This is a genomic window from Arthrobacter sp. efr-133-TYG-104 (genome assembly GCF_030208915.1).
In the GTDB taxonomy this organism is placed as follows: domain Bacteria; phylum Actinomycetota; class Actinomycetes; order Actinomycetales; family Micrococcaceae; genus Arthrobacter.
Map to the genome: position 1 here is coordinate 178,168 of NZ_JARVTA010000002.1, position 14,105 is coordinate 192,272.

The following is a 14,105-nucleotide window of genomic DNA, read 5'->3' on the forward strand; positions in this document are numbered from 1 at the left end:
GCCCCGGCTGGCTAGTAGGCCCCCGAAGGCCTGGTCATAGCCCGGAAAGTGCGCCACATGATCATGAGGTCCCCGGCGATGGACCAGTTTTCGACGTAGTAGAGATCCAAGCGGACCGCCTCGTCCCACGGCAGGTCCGATCGTCCGTTGATCTGCCAGAGCCCGGTGATTCCGGGCTTGATGAGCAGCCTCCGGTGCGTATGACGTTCGTAGCCATTGACCTCGCGGGACAACGGTGGGCGTGGGCCCACCAAGCTCATATCGCCCACCAAGACGTTCCAGAACTGCGGCAGTTCGTCCAGGGAGTACTTCCGCATCCACCCCCCGCACGTGGTGATGCGTGGATCGCCGCGGATCTTGAAGAGCACTCCGGCGCCCTCGTCACGCATGCTCAGTTCGTCCACCCGGGATTCAGCGTCCACCACCATGGAACGGAACTTCAGCATCCGGAACGTGGTGCCCTGCTTCCCGATGCGTTCTTGGGTGAAAAGGACCGGCCCTGGGCTGTCCCACCGGACAATGAGCGCCAGGACCAAGAGGACCGGAGAAAGGACAGCCAGGGCGATCGCAGCCACCGCGATATCCATCACGCGCTTGAGAGTGTGTTTGCCGCCGGAGTAGTGGGGAATATCCACATGCATCAGGGGCAGGCCATCGACAGGGCGCCAGTGTATCCGTGGGCCGGCTACGTTGGTCAGGGTTGCCGCCAGCACCAGCTCGGCGGCATCTTCCTCAAGCCTCCATCCGAGCTCTTGGATGAACTGGTTGCCGCCAGGGACAGGCCCTGCCACTATCACGGCATTGGCCCCGGTTTGGTGGACAGTGGTGGCGATGCCATAAATAGACGCCAGGACCGGCACCCGCAAATGGTCCACAGCCAGTACGGCTCCACGCCGGGCACCAGGCAAGCAGGCTCCCAGAATCGAATAAGGCGCACCGGACCTGCGGTTGATTTGCTTGATGACATACCGGACATCCTGCGGCTCGCCGACGACGATTGCGCGTGAGAGGCAGCGTCCGCGTGATTTCTCGTGGCTGAGCCATCGACGAAATCCCCAGCGGGTGCCCGTCAGGGCCACCAATCCGAGGGGCAGCGACACCAACACGAAAGAACTGACAGGTTCCAGCCGGAAGACCAACGTCACAATGCCTAAGAAGCCGAAAACGCGGACACTCGCCGAGAGGATTCGCTTGTATTCTTCGGGCCCGACTCCAAGCACCTTGGGATCCCTGGTGTGGTAGACGGCCAATGCCGCGAGCCAGGCGAGCCCCAAGGCCGATGCCAGCAGCAGGCGGCGGGTGTCGCCAGGGCTTCCGTCGCCAGGGATGGATCCTTCGCTGTTGAGCAGGTACCCGGCCAGAACAGCAACCCCAACGAGTGCCGTGTCGGCGAGCCTGAGGCTGTTGGTCAGCACCTGGACCCAGTTGGTTGAGTCCCGGTGCGCCGAAGGAGCGGGCGCATCGCGATGGGTGGCTGACGGCCCGAAGTCCAGGGATGAAGCCCCTGAACCCAAGACCGCCAGCCCCGCCTTTTCAGTCCGCTGTGCAGCAGCGGACTTGTCAATCCAGGAAGACGACGGCGGATTGACGGTGACTGAGGCAGGCGCTGTTTGGAAGTCCGGCACCGTACGGAAGTCCGGCATCAGGGAGGTACGGCGGGCACTCTTGGGTACCCAAGCCTTGCCCCATCGCATTGCGGAAACTTTCACCATGTCAGCCCTCTTCTTAGACCTGCCACTGCCTAGATACCAGTGAAGTCGCGAGGGTGCGTAGGCGCACCAGTAGTCGGTACTCAAGTTTGTTCAGCGATACCGGTTCGCCCTACGTGTGAGTACTTGGCTCAGGTCCCGGGCACTACGTGTATGAAGGTTTGGAGGGGGAACAAAAAACCGGCCACCCCCAAGGGTGGCCGGTCGTAAAAGGGAGTTAGTCTTCCAGGCTTTCGAGATCGTCGTCCAGGGAGTCCTCGTCTTCCTCTTCGTCGTCGAAAACCTGGAGGGGAGTAACCTCTGAGTAGGCCTCGTACAGAGCGTCTTCGTAAACTTCGAACGCGTCAGCGATGGCGAAAAAAGCTGCCTCCACGTTGGGGTCGCCCTCGCCGCGACGTGCAGAAGCGGCAACAAGGTGTTCTTCGAGGGCAGCGGACAGTGACTGAAGCGCGACACGCGGATCGATGCTCATGACTTCACGTTAGCCGGAAAAAGACGAAAATGGAGAGGGATGAGAGAACAATTTCCCGGCAGCTCCGTGGAGCGCCAAAGAGACTACGCCCGCCAGTACGAGTACCTGGTACTGACCGTCGGACCCCAGGAGTCGCTGCCGGAGGCCCGCCGCCGGCTCGCTGAACACTCCGAGTACGGCAAATGGGAGCTTGAACGCAGCGTCCTCTACCTCGGGGGCGGTCGGCGCTTTTGGCTGCGGCGCAAGGTCTATTCGGTCCAGCGTACTGTTTGAGACGTTCCCATCCTTGAGACTAGTTCTCCAACGGCCCCAGCCAAGCATTGGCAACGGTGTTGTGGGCGGACTCGTCGTTGGACGGGTGGAAGATCCCAGCCAGCACATCCCGATACAGCCGTTCCATTTCCGAGCCCCGGAAGTAGCTGGAGCCCCCGGACACCCTGACGGCCAGATCCACCACGCGGCGGGCATTCTCTGTGGCCCTGGACTTCAGGCCCACAAGTTTGGCGAACCATAGCGGGCCGTGATCCACCAGTGAATCCACGTCCTGTGCCAATGACGAGATCTGGGGGTAGATGCCGTCCAAGGCCAAGGCAGCGTCCGCGATTTTCCACCGGATATCCGGGTCCTGCGCGTAGCTGCGACCTCCGTACTTGGCAGAGACGCGCTTCTTGACGTTCTCCACTGCCACCATGAAAGCCCGTTCGGCCACGCCGGTGTACACGGCAGCGAGCAACGTTTCGAAGCAAGCAAAAATGGCAAAGATCAGCAGGTCTTGGTTTGGCCCCACCGGCAGCTTCCGGAAGATCCTCTCCGCCGGAACCTCCGCGCCGTGGAGCACGGTGGTGTTCGAAGCACTGGCCCGCATGCCCATGGTGTTCCAGTCATCGAGGGTCTCGTGGCCGGGCTCATCGCGCCGCAGGAATCCGAAGACGAGCTCCCCCGCGCCGTCCCGGGCGCTGGAATCTTTGCCGAACGTCCCTAGCCGGGTCCAACCGCGCGAGAGGCTGGTGAAAATTTTCCGTCCGGTGAATCTGTAGCCTCCACCAGCCAGCGGTTCAGCGATTGTTCCAGAGTCAAAGAGCATGGAGTCATTGCCGGCCTCGGAAATCCCGAAGGCAAACACCTCCCCCTCAGCCGCTTCCTTCAGGACAAAGGCCAGCGAATCGTCTCCACGTGCCGCCATGAGACGGGCGACGCCGGTCCACACTAAATGCATGTTTATGGCCAATGCCGTGGCTGGGGCCGCCGTAGCGAGACGCTGCTGCAACGCAGCTACCGCTTCCAAGCCAAGCCCCATGCCGCCGTCGTCCGCTGGAACAAACAACGTGAGGTATCCCGCGGCAGCCAAGTCCGCCAGGTCCTCGTGGAAGAACTCATTCTTGAGGTCATACTCGGCTGCGCGTGCACGCAGGCGTTCGAGCAGGGCATCAGGCAGGATCTCTTCGGGCGTCATGGGCAAGACCTCCTCGGTGAATGGTTGGAAGCGTGAGTCCCGTATCAGCGCGAGTCCCTTTTAGTAGTTGGTCAGGAGCTTATTCAGCACCCGTGCGCCGAACTGGAGGGAGGCTGCCGGAACGCGCTCATCGACGCCGTGGAACATTCCGGTGAAGTCCAGCTCCTCAGGCAGCATCAAAGGCGCGAACCCATAGCCCGTAATGCCGATTCGGCTCAAGGACTTGTTGTCCGTTCCGCCTGAGAGCGTGTACGGAAGCACCTTGGCGCCCGGGTCCTCGGAGTGCAGGGCGTCAATCATGGCGTCCACGAGGTTACCGGCGAAAGGTACCTCCAAGGAGACGTCTTTATTGACGTAACTGATCTCGATTCCGTCCCCGGCGAGCTCCTTGATGGTCTCCAGCACCTGCTCCTGTTGTCCGGGCAGGGTCCGGCAATCAACAAATGCCTCTGCCGACTCGGGAATCACGTTGTGCTTGTAGCCCGAGCGCAACAGCGTGGGATTGGAGGTGTTCTGCAAGGTAGCGCCCACAAACCTGGCCACGGTGCCGAGCTCCTTGAGCAGGATCTCCGGGTTGTCGGCGTCGAACTCGACGCCGGTGAGTTCAGTGACGCCGTCGAGGAACTGGCGCGTCGTTGGGGTCAGTTCGACGGGCCATTTGTACTCGCCAATACGGGTCACGGCAGCTGCCAGCCGGGTGATCGCGTTGTCCGTATTGATCTGCGAGCCGTGGCCAGCCCGGCCATGGGCCAACAGCCGAAGCCACGAAAGGCCCTTCTCGGCCGTCTGCAGCAGGTATGTCCGCTGACCACCGATCGTCGCTGAAAAACCGCCCACTTCGGAGATCGCCTCGGTGGCGCCGTCGAAAAGCTCGCGTCGGTGCTCCACCGCGTAGCGTGCGCCGTAGTTACCCCCGGCTTCCTCATCGGCGAAGAAGGCGAAAATGATGTCACGCTTGGGTTTGCGGCCGGTCCGGGCAAAATCCCTCATGACCGAAAGGATCATGGCGTCCATGTCCTTCATATCCACAGCACCGCGGCCCCAGATCAGTCCATCCTTGAGCTCGCCGCTGAACGGGTCCACCGTCCACTGATCCTTGAGCGCGGGTACAACGTCCAGGTGGCCATGAACCACCAAGGCGTCAGCGGAAGGGTCTTCACCTGCCAGGCGGGTGACCACGTTGGCCCGGCCAGGAGCCGATTCGAAGATCTCCGCTTCAAGCCCGACGTCGGTGATGAGGCCCGCCGTGTACTCCGCCGCCGCGCGCTCCCCCGGCCCGGTGTCATCACCGAAATTGGATGAGTCGATGCGGATCAGCTCCTGGCAAATCCGGACAACTTCGTCTTCGGGGCGGATGACAGACATGGAGCTCTCCTCGCGGCTGGGGTTCACGTGCGGCGACAGGCCAGGCGCCTTCGGCGGCCCGCCCCGTATTCCATCAGCCTACTCACCCGTTGGCCTTCGACGGGCGGAAACGAGCGGCCACGAGTCGCCTCATGACTGCCTATACCCGCCTTCAGCCGCGATTTTTCAGCTACCCGAAAGCGTGTTAGAGTTTTTCTCGCTGCTTCGAAGGAAAGTGAACCGCCGCGAGGTGTGAACAGCCCTTCGAATACCACCTGCGCGGGTGGCGGAATGGCAGACGCGCTAGCTTGAGGTGCTAGTCCTCGAAAGGGGGTGGGGGTTCAAGTCCCCCTCCGCGCACAAGCGAAAACCCCTGGAATTCAAGGATTCCAGGGGTTTTTTCTGTCCCTGCCCACGCGAACTCCGGTTTCGCCTACGCGGACGTCGAAAAGCGACACCCGCTGGCTCGCGCCCCGCATAGTCGTTTTTTGTGGCTTATATCGAAGATAGAAAACGCAAAGACGGAACCAAGCGCAGGCCACGGGGCTCAGAAAGAAGCGCGTCCGCATACACGACTGGGCATACCAATGCTTCCTGGCTGCTGCAGGCTGGACTCGGGATAAACCCCGTTGTGGATTCGCGTAGAGTCTGTCCGGGCAAATCCTGGCCAACGCACCCCTTCTGACCATGGGGTTGGCGGGCCACCAATCGCGGGCACTGCGCGTTTGCTGAGCGACCACATCTTCGGCGCGGCCAACTCGAGCGGCATCATTACTTGGGAAAAGTCCCGCGGTCCGGCCTTTCTGCACGGGCAAATGTCCTTCTACGCGGGCGTGTAAACCCCGGCGACGGCATTCCATCCGTAGCCGCCGGCCTTGCTGTCCAGGTACGTCCGTCCGGCGCGCGGCGCCTCCCCGTCGTCGTAGCCAACCCGGGTCAGGGTCCGCTTCAGGGGTGCCGGGATGACAAGTTCATGGCCGGATCCGTTCATCCTGTCGATCAGCAGCACGTGGGGCGCGGCGAACTCCAGAACCTTGGACCCTTGCGTTTCCGGTGACTGGCCCCGTGGCGTGGGGACCGCGTCCTCCAGCGGGCCGTAACAGATCATGCACGGAGGCCCAGCGGCGCTCTGAGAGACGCGCTGCGGGCTGCCCCAAGGACGTGCGCATGGGCTGGTCGGGGGTGTTGCGGAGCAGGTCTTTGACCGGGTCCGAGTCGTCTCTCCTCGACCGCGTAGCGGGCCGCGTCCTGTTCGTTCTGGTCCAGGTCGTCTCATTCCCGGTCGAAGGTGCCGGCTGCGACGGCCTCGTCGATTTCGGTGCGGACGATGGTGACCGCCTCTTCGTAGGCGTTGCCGGAGAACCGCTCGTCGACGTCGTTTTCGGCATCGATCCACTGTCCGGCGAGGACAATGCTCATCTGGTCCTCGGCGCCGTCGTCCAGGACGACGTCGGGTTCCGCGTGGGTGGTGGCGGCGAACTGGCCGCCTTTGGGGATGCCCTTGGGGCTGGCAGGCCGCGTTTTCAGTCATGCCCAAGGTGTGTGCGGCAAGTACGTGGCCCGCTCACGCAAAGGCCCCGCAAGGTAATGTTTTCGTTCCTGCAGGACCCGCACATCCGGACGAATGCCGGTCTAGCTGCGCGCTTCCGCGACACTCCAGAGCGGATTCGGGGAAACGGAGGCCCCGCTGCTATTGGGGGACGCAGCGAGGCTTCTCGGTTTCCATCCTAGGCGGGAGAAGACTGACGATGCAAAGCCTGCTTACGATTTGCCGGCCCTTGACCTGCTGTTAATCCCCGGGCTGCCCTGACGGGATCAGCGCCGGCTCCCCCGGGCGCGCCGGTTCGGTGGCGGCACCGGTGCAGGCCGGGCACGGCCCTTTCGGGATGCAGCCGAGCGGTGCGTTCCCGCGGAGCGCCAGCCGGAGGAAACGCAGAAGCCGGCAGCCATCCAGCGCCTTGTGGAGGGGAAGGACGTTCCCGGCACCGTTGAAGAGCACAAAGAACCCGGCTGCGCCCAGCGGGTTATCCCAGACGCCTCCACCGGCTGCCCACAGCGCGGACCCGAAGACCAGGTCAGAGATGGGCCCCGCCGCGATGGCGATCACCCTTCGCCACGGCGTGGTGTCACCGCTGGTCACCGCTCCGGCTGCCAAACCGAACTCGAGCCGTTCGACCTTGCGTCCGGTTGCCTGTGCCGCGACGGCATGTCCGGTTTCGTGAAGGATCAGCCCGGCCACGACCAGGACCCCGGTAAGGGCTGCCTCCTGCCAGGACAGCACCATCTGCCCGGTGAGCTTGGACCGCTGGGAGGCGATGAGCAGACCGCCGCCAAGTGACATGGCTGCGAACAGCGGGAGGAGCCCCGGTTTGAGGACGACGGGCCAAGGGCGCCGGAGGATCGTGATAGTCATGGCCCACAGGTGTCCGGCAAAGGCGGAACCCCTCCCCCGCGGCACTTTAGAATCGACAGGCCTCTCAGTTAGCGTGGGTCCAACGCCGCATCCGGTGGCGGACTTCCAATCAGACAATTGGCCCTGTGCGCCACGGCTGCGAAGAGGACAAGGTTCTCCGAATCCCGGTAGGGGCGTCGATTCTGTCGTAGGCTTCGGTGTCTTTGACGTCCAGGACGATGAAAAACTCCGTCGGGTTCTGAGCAAGCCAAGAGTCCGGGCAGCGCATCAGGATGTCGGGGTCCTCGTGGAAAGAGGGAACGATCACCGAGGTTGTCGTGGAAAAATCATTCACAACCGGCCCGGCGCGTTTGGACAGATCCATCCGATAGAGCCACAGGCCCCATGCGACCATGCCGGCTAAAGCCAGCGGCACGTAGTGGCGCCATTCGGAGAAGCTCTGCAGCAGGTCAAAGCTTCCCGGCTGGGCGAGGGACGGCGCGGCCGTGAGTGATGCCGGGACTCCCATCATGCCATTCCCCGTGTGATCGATGCTGTGAATCCCAAGGGCTTCCCACGGCGGGCAAAGAGTGGAAGATGTGTCATTGTGTGTGCCCTTTTCAAGAGGATTTGGCTCGACATTCACACGCTACGATTTGGGCCCGGCCCGCACCCGGGTATCCGGTACCTATCTTGGCTGGCCCAATTTCCGTGAAACCACTCCCGGGTACTCGAAATGTGATGTAGGTCATACTCGTTCGAGCTCAAGGGCACTGGGTTCCCGGACCCCGGTACCCGGGACTACGCCCCGCCTACGGTCTTGCAACAGCCCCAAACCTCGTTGAGGACGGGTCATTGGAACAGGCGCGACCGCACTTCCTCGGACGGCGACGCAACTATCAAAAGCCCGCCGACAACCCCTACTCCTGGACGCATCCCGAAGGCAAATACCCGGAACTCGGACAGCGCTTCGCCGGCCGGGCGCACGCCGTCGACCGCCGCCCCGGGTTCGAATGTTTCCGGCTGTGGATCCTGGCCCTCCTCGTAGCCGGCGGCGGCCTGGCGGTCCTGCTGCTCTACCGCTACATCGAGAAGACGATGAGCACGTACTGCTACCGTCATTTCACAGTCAACGCAAAACTAGGCGGGGCCCCTGGCTGACCGCGGAATCGCTGCCAGCCAAGCATGCAGCTTTATCCCATCAATCACCGTTGCGAGGAGGCATGCACCGGTCCGTGAGGCATCCTTTTAGACTGCGGCGTCGAATAACTGGTATGAACTACTACAACCCAGCAGCGCAGCAACGGGCCAAAGACGCCGCCTACGATGCAGTCGAAAAAGTCTTGACCAGCATGTTCGAACCGCTAACCCGCCAAGCCCTAACCCAACGCTGGAATCAGGCCGTGGAAGCAATGGCCAAACACCTCGAAGCCCTGGACAACGGCACGGAATAAGCCCGCCCCGCACACCTGCTGCCTGCCGGACCAGTTAAAGGACGAGAACCCGGACGGCGCCGCGACGAGGGGCCCGTACATGCCGGTCCGGCGTCCTGCGCTGGGAGTAGCTGCTTATGGCCGTGTGGAACGCAGCTGATGCAGCCGCCCCCCGTTGCCCTCCAACCTTGCTCGCTCCGGCCCTGTCCAGGATTGGGGACAATTCGGGTTACCCACGGCTCTATTTCTGGGAGCCATACGAGAAGCTCCCTTAGGCAGTCGCAGCGGTGGATAACCCGGACAGAATTGTCCCCGGTTGTGGGCAGCGCGGCCTCCCCCAAGCTCGGCCGGCCCGGCGGGTCTGTCAAAGGCCGATGCCTTCCGGGAGCCGAACAGAAACGTATGCGCCTTCCCTGACTTTCCCCTCTTTGGTTAACATCGATGGTGCAAGGGGCAGTAGCCCTGAGAGTGGGGCTGGTAGTCTTCCGGATGGTATGACGAGCCGTGCCTGCGTTGTTTATCGGGAGCAGTCGATGATGTCCTGAACCAGCGGGGCAGCCTTACGCACTCAATCTCCGCCTTTCTGGTTGCACCACGCGACGGCGTCACTGACCCACAGAAGAGGCTCCTCATGGGGTTTACGGTGCATGTACTGCAAACCCTCACCATCGTGAGCTTTCAGGTGCTGCGCGATGATCCGCCGCTCTGCCTGCTCCAGAGATTCATCGCTTTTGAGCACAAGCTTTGTTGCCCCGGCTGCCACCAGATCATCAAGCGGACGCTCCAAGCACAAAGGCCTGGCAACCTTCTCAGGCAGATTCCTGGCAACATACAGCCTGGTACGCAGACCGGACTGGATGGCTCCGTTAAGGAACGCATTCCTGGAACTATCGCTTTCGCTTTTAAAGCGCACCCGACGTTGCCCTGCCCAACGCAACAAGGCGACTGCACGCCTGGCACTGGCGACGTCACGGGCGCAACCACTGAGGCGGCCACGGTAGGCCTTCGACTTCGATTCATCGACGAATCATGCGCACCAGACGGGATCAGCGAATTCACTCCCTGAACTCCAATCGAGGACCTTGACAACTTGCTCCCCGGGGCACGCTTCCTGCATTGGCTGCTGGAGGGCCCGGCATTACCGGCCCTTTCCGCCGAACGCCTCAGTGCAACCACTAACACGGTGTTGCGGTAATGGGGCCTTCAGCGGCATTTAGCCGGGCAGGAAGGGATGAGATGCGCACCGTCTGCTCCGTGATTCACGGGAATAAGCTGTGAACACTGACCGACCGTGCGAATCGAATAGCCATCTCACCAAGGCAGAACGAGGGATAACGTGAAAAGACTGGAAGCACCCCGCTTCTCGGGAGCCGGTCTAATGGATAAGACCAGCAACGAGATTGATGGTCGTGGCGAGGACAATTGTCCCCAGCAGATAGGACAGCAGTGCCTGGCGCAGCACCGTGGTGCGGATCGCGTCCGTCTTCAGGTCGGTGTCCGAGACCTGGAAAGTCATGCCCACGGTGAAGGCTAGGTAGGCGAAGTCCAGGTAGCGGGGCTGCTTCTGTTCATTGAAGTCCACACCGGCCTTGTCCCGGTAGTAGATGGAGGCGTACCGGAGGGTGTAAAGCGTGTGGACCAGGAACCAGGACAGGGCGACGCTGCCGAGTGCCATGGCTATGATGGCCGCCTTTGTGCCGCCCTGGGCATTGGAGGCATCAGCCAGGATGAGGGCCACCCCGCCGAAGCTGGCGATTGTGGCAGCCAGCACAAGCACATCGGACGCGCCCTTGCCTGGGTCTTCCCGACGTGCGTGCGCTGCCGTGGCTTCCGCCTGGAGCCGCCCGATGACGGACCAAACCCAGACAAGGTAGGTTGCGGACGCCGCAGCCCAGCCCATCGCAGGCGCGTACGCCCAGGACTTCAGTGCTCCGACGGCCAGGGCCACGCCCAGGCCAACAACAAGCATCACGAGGACCCGGAGCCGGGAATGGTGGGCCCTGGAGTCAAAACGATTTTCTTGTCCGCGGGTCATATCAGTTCTGCTCATGCACTGATCATTACACTTAACGAAGCTCCGTGATCGCCAATGCGCTGTCGCGCCTTCCGGCAGGTGAAGGTGCTCGAGGCTGCGTCCGCCTCAGGAGCCTGCCCGGCCTTTCAGGCCGCGTCGATCCACCGGCGGATGCCACCTGCAATGTGGACTACGGCCGGGAAGCCGGGGTGGTCACTCGGGTCGGGCCCCACGGGGCCGGCGTGAGGGCGATAAATGGTTGCCTGAAATAACCATGAGTGTTGTCTGGATTTAATCTGTGTTCCGTAAGTTCGCCGGTATGACAAAAGCTCTTAAGGCAGACAGTAGATCCACGAACGAGCAACAATCCGGCCCCTCCATCCTGCATAAGTTGTCGAGGTCCGTCCGCGGCCGCAAGCCGCTTGCGATTGTGGCCGCAGGTTGCACATTTGCTGTTCTGGGCGGTGCCGGCATCGCCGCCGCCTCGACGGTTGCGTTCGGTCAACAGCAGGTCGGCTCCCAGACTGACAAGGGCGAGCAGATCTCCTCGAATCAAGTCATCAAGCCCATCGGTGACCGACTGATGACGCCGTTCGGCAAGATCATGGGCTCGACCGTGAGCCCGGATGGCCATTACCTCGTTGGGACGAGCACCGATCGCTCGGTCGACCTGCAGGTCTTTGACCTCACGACATATAAGCCTGTGGCTGCTGCGGGCACCCTCGCGGCCACATCGTTTGCTACCGCGGCAGGCAACGCGGGCTACGCGAACATGGCGTACCAGCACATCGCGGATGGTTCCGTGGGACAGGATGGCCCGGTCTTTTCACCCGATGGCAAGTTCCTCTATGAGCCTGTCGCGACCGGCATCGTCCGTTACCCCTTCAACCCGGACGGCTCGCTGGGGGCCGGCACGACCATCAGCATTCCGAACGCGGGCGACAAGCAGGCCTTGACGGCAGGCATGGCGTTTTCCCCCGACGGATCAACCCTGTACGCGGCCGTTAATGGCCAGAACGCGGTCGTCGCGATCGACCCCGTGGCCGGTACGATCAAGCAGACTTTCACCACGGGCATCGCGCCTCGTCAGCTGAAGTTCGTCGGCACAAAGCTTTACGTATCCAACGAGGGGGGCCGCCCGGCCCTCCCGGGGGAACAGACCATGGACTCCTACGGCACGCAGGTCCCGGCGGACCCTAAGCTCGGCACCTCCACGACCGGCACGCTGAGCGTCATCGACACGGCCAACGCCACCGCGGCGGCTTCCTCCATCGACGTTCAGCTGCACCCGACGGCGATGTACCTTGACGGAGCCACGCTGTACGTGGCGAACACCAACAGCGATACCGTCTCAGTGGTGGACACCGCCAGCAACAAGGTTCTTCAGACCATTGCAACGCAACCGTGGGCCTCGTCCCAGGTCGGCTATGAGCCCACCGGTATCGCCATGCAGGGCGACCACTTGCTGGTCTCCCTCGGTCGCGCCAACGCCATCGCTGTCTACAAGGTCAACAAACAGGACGCGAAGGACCCGGCCAGCTACATCGGCCTGCTCCCGACGGACTACTACCCCGGAAACGTCACCGCGGTGAAGGACCAGATCGTGGTCACCAATATCCGTGGCGTCGATGCGCTCGGCCCCGAGCAGACCATCAGCGAGGGCGCGGGCACCACGGCTGCGACCGGCCATGGCACGCACTCCACAACGGCCTCGCTTACCAAATTCACGCTGCCCGGCGACGACCAGATCCGGCAGTACACTGACACCGTCTTCCAGCAGAACGGCTGGGACCGCAACTCCGTCAAGCAGGCAGCAGGGGGCCAGAACGACGACCACAACGGGGCCCAGAATGACCACGGCCCCACCGTGGCCGTGCCGAAACGGATCGGGGACCCTTCGGCGATCAAGCACGTGTTCCTGATCGTGAAGGAGAACCGCACGTACGACCAGGTCTACGGCGACATGAAGCAGGGCAACGGCGACGCAGCCCTCGCCCAGTTTGGCGCGAAGGTCACCCCGAACCAGCACGCCTTGGCCAGCCAGTTCGGCCTCTACGACAACACGTACGACATCGGTACGAACTCGGCTGAGGGCCATAACTGGATGATGCAGGGCGACGACCCGGCCTATACCGAGACCAGCGCCGGTGAGTACAAGCGCTCCTACGACACCGAGAATGACGTCCTGGGCCACCAGCGCTCCGGGTTCCTCTGGACAGCGATCCAGGACGCGGGCAAGACCGCCAGGAACTACGGAGAGTTCGATTCCACTGAGGGCAAGCCGGCTGGCGCGACCTGGCAAAACTACTACTGCGCGGCCACGAGTACGATGGCGGGCGGCGACCCGGCCCAGCTCTTCACCCCGGCACTGCAGATGCACGCCGCCTCGTCCATCCCCTCGCTCAACGCGATCACGGACCCGAACGCAGCGCCGTTCGACACCTCGGTTCCGGACATCTACCGCTATGCGACTTGGAAGCAGGACTTTGAGAAGAACGGCCCGAAGAACTTTCAGATGACATGGCTCTCGAGCGACCACACCGGCGGCACCGCCGACCCCAGGGCGCAGGTCGCCGACAACGACCTCGCCGTGGGAAAGATCGTTGACGAGATCTCGCATTCCCAGTACTGGAAGGACTCCGCAATCTTCATCGCCGAGGACGATAGCCAGAACGGCACCGATCACGTCGACGGCCACCGCGCCCCGGTCCAGGTCATCAGTCCTTACGCGGCGCACGGAAAGACCATCAGCACCTTCTACTCACAGATCAACATGGTCCGGACCATCCAGCAAATCCTCGGCGCCCAGCCCCTGAACCAGAAAGTTGCCGCGGCCACACCGATGTTCGACGCCTTTACCAACAAGGCCGATCTGACACCGTTCAACGCCGTCCCGAACCAGATACCGCTCACCGAAGGTGTCAAGACCGCGCCCGCGTGCGGCCCCGACACTTTGGGGCAGACCGGGCCCGGCGCCGCCGCGGTAAACAACGACGCAGCAAAAGCCGTCGCTGTCCCGGCCCCAATGAAGGATATTGCAGAAGAGTGGGGCAACTGGTCCGAGCAGCAGCACCTGACAGGTAACGGCGCAAAGGAAGACTCGGCGAACCCCAACCTGTTCAACCGCTGGACGTGGTACCAAACCCACAACTGGGAGACCCCATACCCCGGCGACGACAAAATTTACGGTCCGAACGAGGTACCGGGCATCCCCGCCGGATCGACAAACCACGACGACAAGTGACCAGTCACTGACAGCAATCAGTGCGGGTTGGGCGGAAAACCGCC

14 protein-coding genes and 1 tRNA gene are annotated in these 14,105 nt (G+C 62.6%); 6 read left to right on the forward strand and 9 right to left on the reverse strand.

Going from position 1 to position 14,105, the window contains the following annotated elements; all coding sequences use genetic code 11:
* Positions 1-11 precede the first annotated feature (11 nt).
* On the reverse strand, positions 12-1,643 hold the full coding sequence (locus QRN04_RS03040; protein WP_502868754.1) for a sugar transferase: 1,632 nt from the start codon (positions 1,641-1,643) through the stop codon (positions 12-14).
* A gap of 283 nt (positions 1,644-1,926) precedes the next feature.
* Positions 1,927-2,181 (reverse strand): hypothetical protein, encoded by a 255-nt coding sequence (locus tag QRN04_RS03045; RefSeq protein WP_284974677.1) that lies wholly within the window; start codon positions 2,179-2,181, stop codon positions 1,927-1,929.
* Between the two features lie 39 nt (positions 2,182-2,220).
* Between QRN04_RS03045 and QRN04_RS03050 the strand changes: the two genes are divergently transcribed.
* The gene (locus tag QRN04_RS03050) at positions 2,221-2,454 is read left to right on the forward strand and encodes a DUF5703 family protein (protein ID WP_284974678.1); all 234 of its coding nucleotides are present in this window, start codon (positions 2,221-2,223) and stop codon (positions 2,452-2,454) included.
* Positions 2,455-2,473: 19 nt separating this feature from the next.
* Here the strand turns inward: QRN04_RS03050 and QRN04_RS03055 are convergent, their stop codons facing one another.
* Positions 2,474-3,634: an acyl-CoA dehydrogenase family protein gene (locus QRN04_RS03055; protein ID WP_284974679.1), complete on the reverse strand. Its 1,161-nt coding sequence runs from the start codon at positions 3,632-3,634 to the stop codon at positions 2,474-2,476.
* Positions 3,635-3,694: 60 nt separating this feature from the next.
* Positions 3,695-4,999: a M20/M25/M40 family metallo-hydrolase gene (locus QRN04_RS03060; RefSeq protein ID WP_284974680.1), complete on the reverse strand. Its 1,305-nt coding sequence runs from the start codon at positions 4,997-4,999 to the stop codon at positions 3,695-3,697.
* Positions 5,000-5,255: 256 nt separating this feature from the next.
* Between QRN04_RS03060 and QRN04_RS03065 the strand changes: the two genes are divergently transcribed.
* Positions 5,256-5,338 (forward strand) — tRNA-Leu (locus QRN04_RS03065).
* Positions 5,339-5,801: 463 nt separating this feature from the next.
* Here the strand turns inward: QRN04_RS03065 and QRN04_RS03070 are convergent.
* The 4 genes from QRN04_RS03070 to QRN04_RS03085 form a co-directional block, all read right to left on the reverse strand.
* Positions 5,802-6,086, reverse strand: a complete 285-nt coding sequence (locus tag QRN04_RS03070; protein ID WP_284974681.1) for a hypothetical protein — start codon at positions 6,084-6,086, stop codon at positions 5,802-5,804.
* A 164-nt stretch (positions 6,087-6,250) separates the two neighbouring features.
* Entirely contained in the window at positions 6,251-6,397 is a 147-nt protein-coding gene (locus QRN04_RS03075) for a hypothetical protein (protein ID WP_284974682.1), read from the reverse strand.
* Positions 6,398-6,767: 370 nt separating this feature from the next.
* Positions 6,768-7,391, reverse strand: coding sequence for a M50 family metallopeptidase (locus QRN04_RS03080; RefSeq protein WP_284974683.1), 624 nt, complete (start codon positions 7,389-7,391; stop codon positions 6,768-6,770).
* A gap of 109 nt (positions 7,392-7,500) precedes the next feature.
* The gene (locus QRN04_RS03085; protein ID WP_284974684.1) at positions 7,501-7,902 is read right to left on the reverse strand and encodes a hypothetical protein; all 402 of its coding nucleotides are present in this window, start codon (positions 7,900-7,902) and stop codon (positions 7,501-7,503) included.
* Positions 7,903-8,225: 323 nt separating this feature from the next.
* Between QRN04_RS03085 and QRN04_RS03090 the strand changes: the two genes are divergently transcribed.
* From QRN04_RS03090 to QRN04_RS03100, 3 genes are all read left to right on the forward strand, one after another.
* Complete coding sequence (locus QRN04_RS03090; protein WP_284974685.1) at positions 8,226-8,531, forward strand: hypothetical protein; 306 nt, start codon at positions 8,226-8,228, stop codon at positions 8,529-8,531.
* Between the two features lie 113 nt (positions 8,532-8,644).
* Positions 8,645-8,824: a hypothetical protein gene (locus tag QRN04_RS03095; protein WP_284974686.1), complete on the forward strand. Its 180-nt coding sequence runs from the start codon at positions 8,645-8,647 to the stop codon at positions 8,822-8,824.
* A gap of 610 nt (positions 8,825-9,434) precedes the next feature.
* Positions 9,435-9,869: a hypothetical protein gene (locus QRN04_RS03100; RefSeq protein WP_284974687.1), complete on the forward strand. Its 435-nt coding sequence runs from the start codon at positions 9,435-9,437 to the stop codon at positions 9,867-9,869.
* Between the two features lie 309 nt (positions 9,870-10,178).
* On the opposite strand, the gene QRN04_RS03105 is transcribed toward QRN04_RS03100, so the two are convergent.
* Entirely contained in the window at positions 10,179-10,853 is a 675-nt protein-coding gene (locus QRN04_RS03105; RefSeq protein ID WP_284974688.1) for a DUF1345 domain-containing protein, read from the reverse strand.
* A 283-nt stretch (positions 10,854-11,136) separates the two neighbouring features.
* On the opposite strand from QRN04_RS03105, the gene QRN04_RS03110 reads away from it, so the two are divergent.
* Positions 11,137-14,061 (forward strand): alkaline phosphatase family protein, encoded by a 2,925-nt coding sequence (locus tag QRN04_RS03110; RefSeq protein ID WP_284974689.1) that lies wholly within the window; start codon positions 11,137-11,139, stop codon positions 14,059-14,061.
* Positions 14,062-14,105: the final 44 nt, after the last annotated feature.

Bases quoted from the DNA above. Each gene is read 5' to 3' on its own strand.
- QRN04_RS03110 (WP_284974689.1), top strand. From the start codon at position 11,137: ATGACAAAAGCTCTTAAGGCAGACAGTAGATCCACGAACGAGCAACAA.
- QRN04_RS03085 (WP_284974684.1), bottom strand. From the start codon at position 7,902: ATGATGGGAGTCCCGGCATCACTCACGGCCGCGCCGTCCCTCGCCCAG.
- QRN04_RS03070 (WP_284974681.1), bottom strand. From the start codon at position 6,086: ATGATCTGTTACGGCCCGCTGGAGGACGCGGTCCCCACGCCACGGGGC.
- QRN04_RS03055 (WP_284974679.1), bottom strand. From the start codon at position 3,634: ATGACGCCCGAAGAGATCCTGCCTGATGCCCTGCTCGAACGCCTGCGT.
- QRN04_RS03045 (WP_284974677.1), bottom strand. From the start codon at position 2,181: ATGAGCATCGATCCGCGTGTCGCGCTTCAGTCACTGTCCGCTGCCCTC.
- QRN04_RS03095 (WP_284974686.1), top strand. From the start codon at position 8,645: ATGAACTACTACAACCCAGCAGCGCAGCAACGGGCCAAAGACGCCGCC.
- QRN04_RS03050 (WP_284974678.1), top strand. From the start codon at position 2,221: ATGAGAGAACAATTTCCCGGCAGCTCCGTGGAGCGCCAAAGAGACTAC.
- QRN04_RS03075 (WP_284974682.1), bottom strand. From the start codon at position 6,397: ATGAGCATTGTCCTCGCCGGACAGTGGATCGATGCCGAAAACGACGTC.
- QRN04_RS03080 (WP_284974683.1), bottom strand. From the start codon at position 7,391: ATGACTATCACGATCCTCCGGCGCCCTTGGCCCGTCGTCCTCAAACCG.
- QRN04_RS03100 (WP_284974687.1), top strand. From the start codon at position 9,435: ATGGGGTTTACGGTGCATGTACTGCAAACCCTCACCATCGTGAGCTTT.
- QRN04_RS03105 (WP_284974688.1), bottom strand. From the start codon at position 10,853: ATGAGCAGAACTGATATGACCCGCGGACAAGAAAATCGTTTTGACTCC.
- QRN04_RS03040 (WP_502868754.1), bottom strand. From the start codon at position 1,643: ATGCCGGACTTCCGTACGGTGCCGGACTTCCAAACAGCGCCTGCCTCA.
- QRN04_RS03060 (WP_284974680.1), bottom strand. From the start codon at position 4,999: ATGTCTGTCATCCGCCCCGAAGACGAAGTTGTCCGGATTTGCCAGGAG.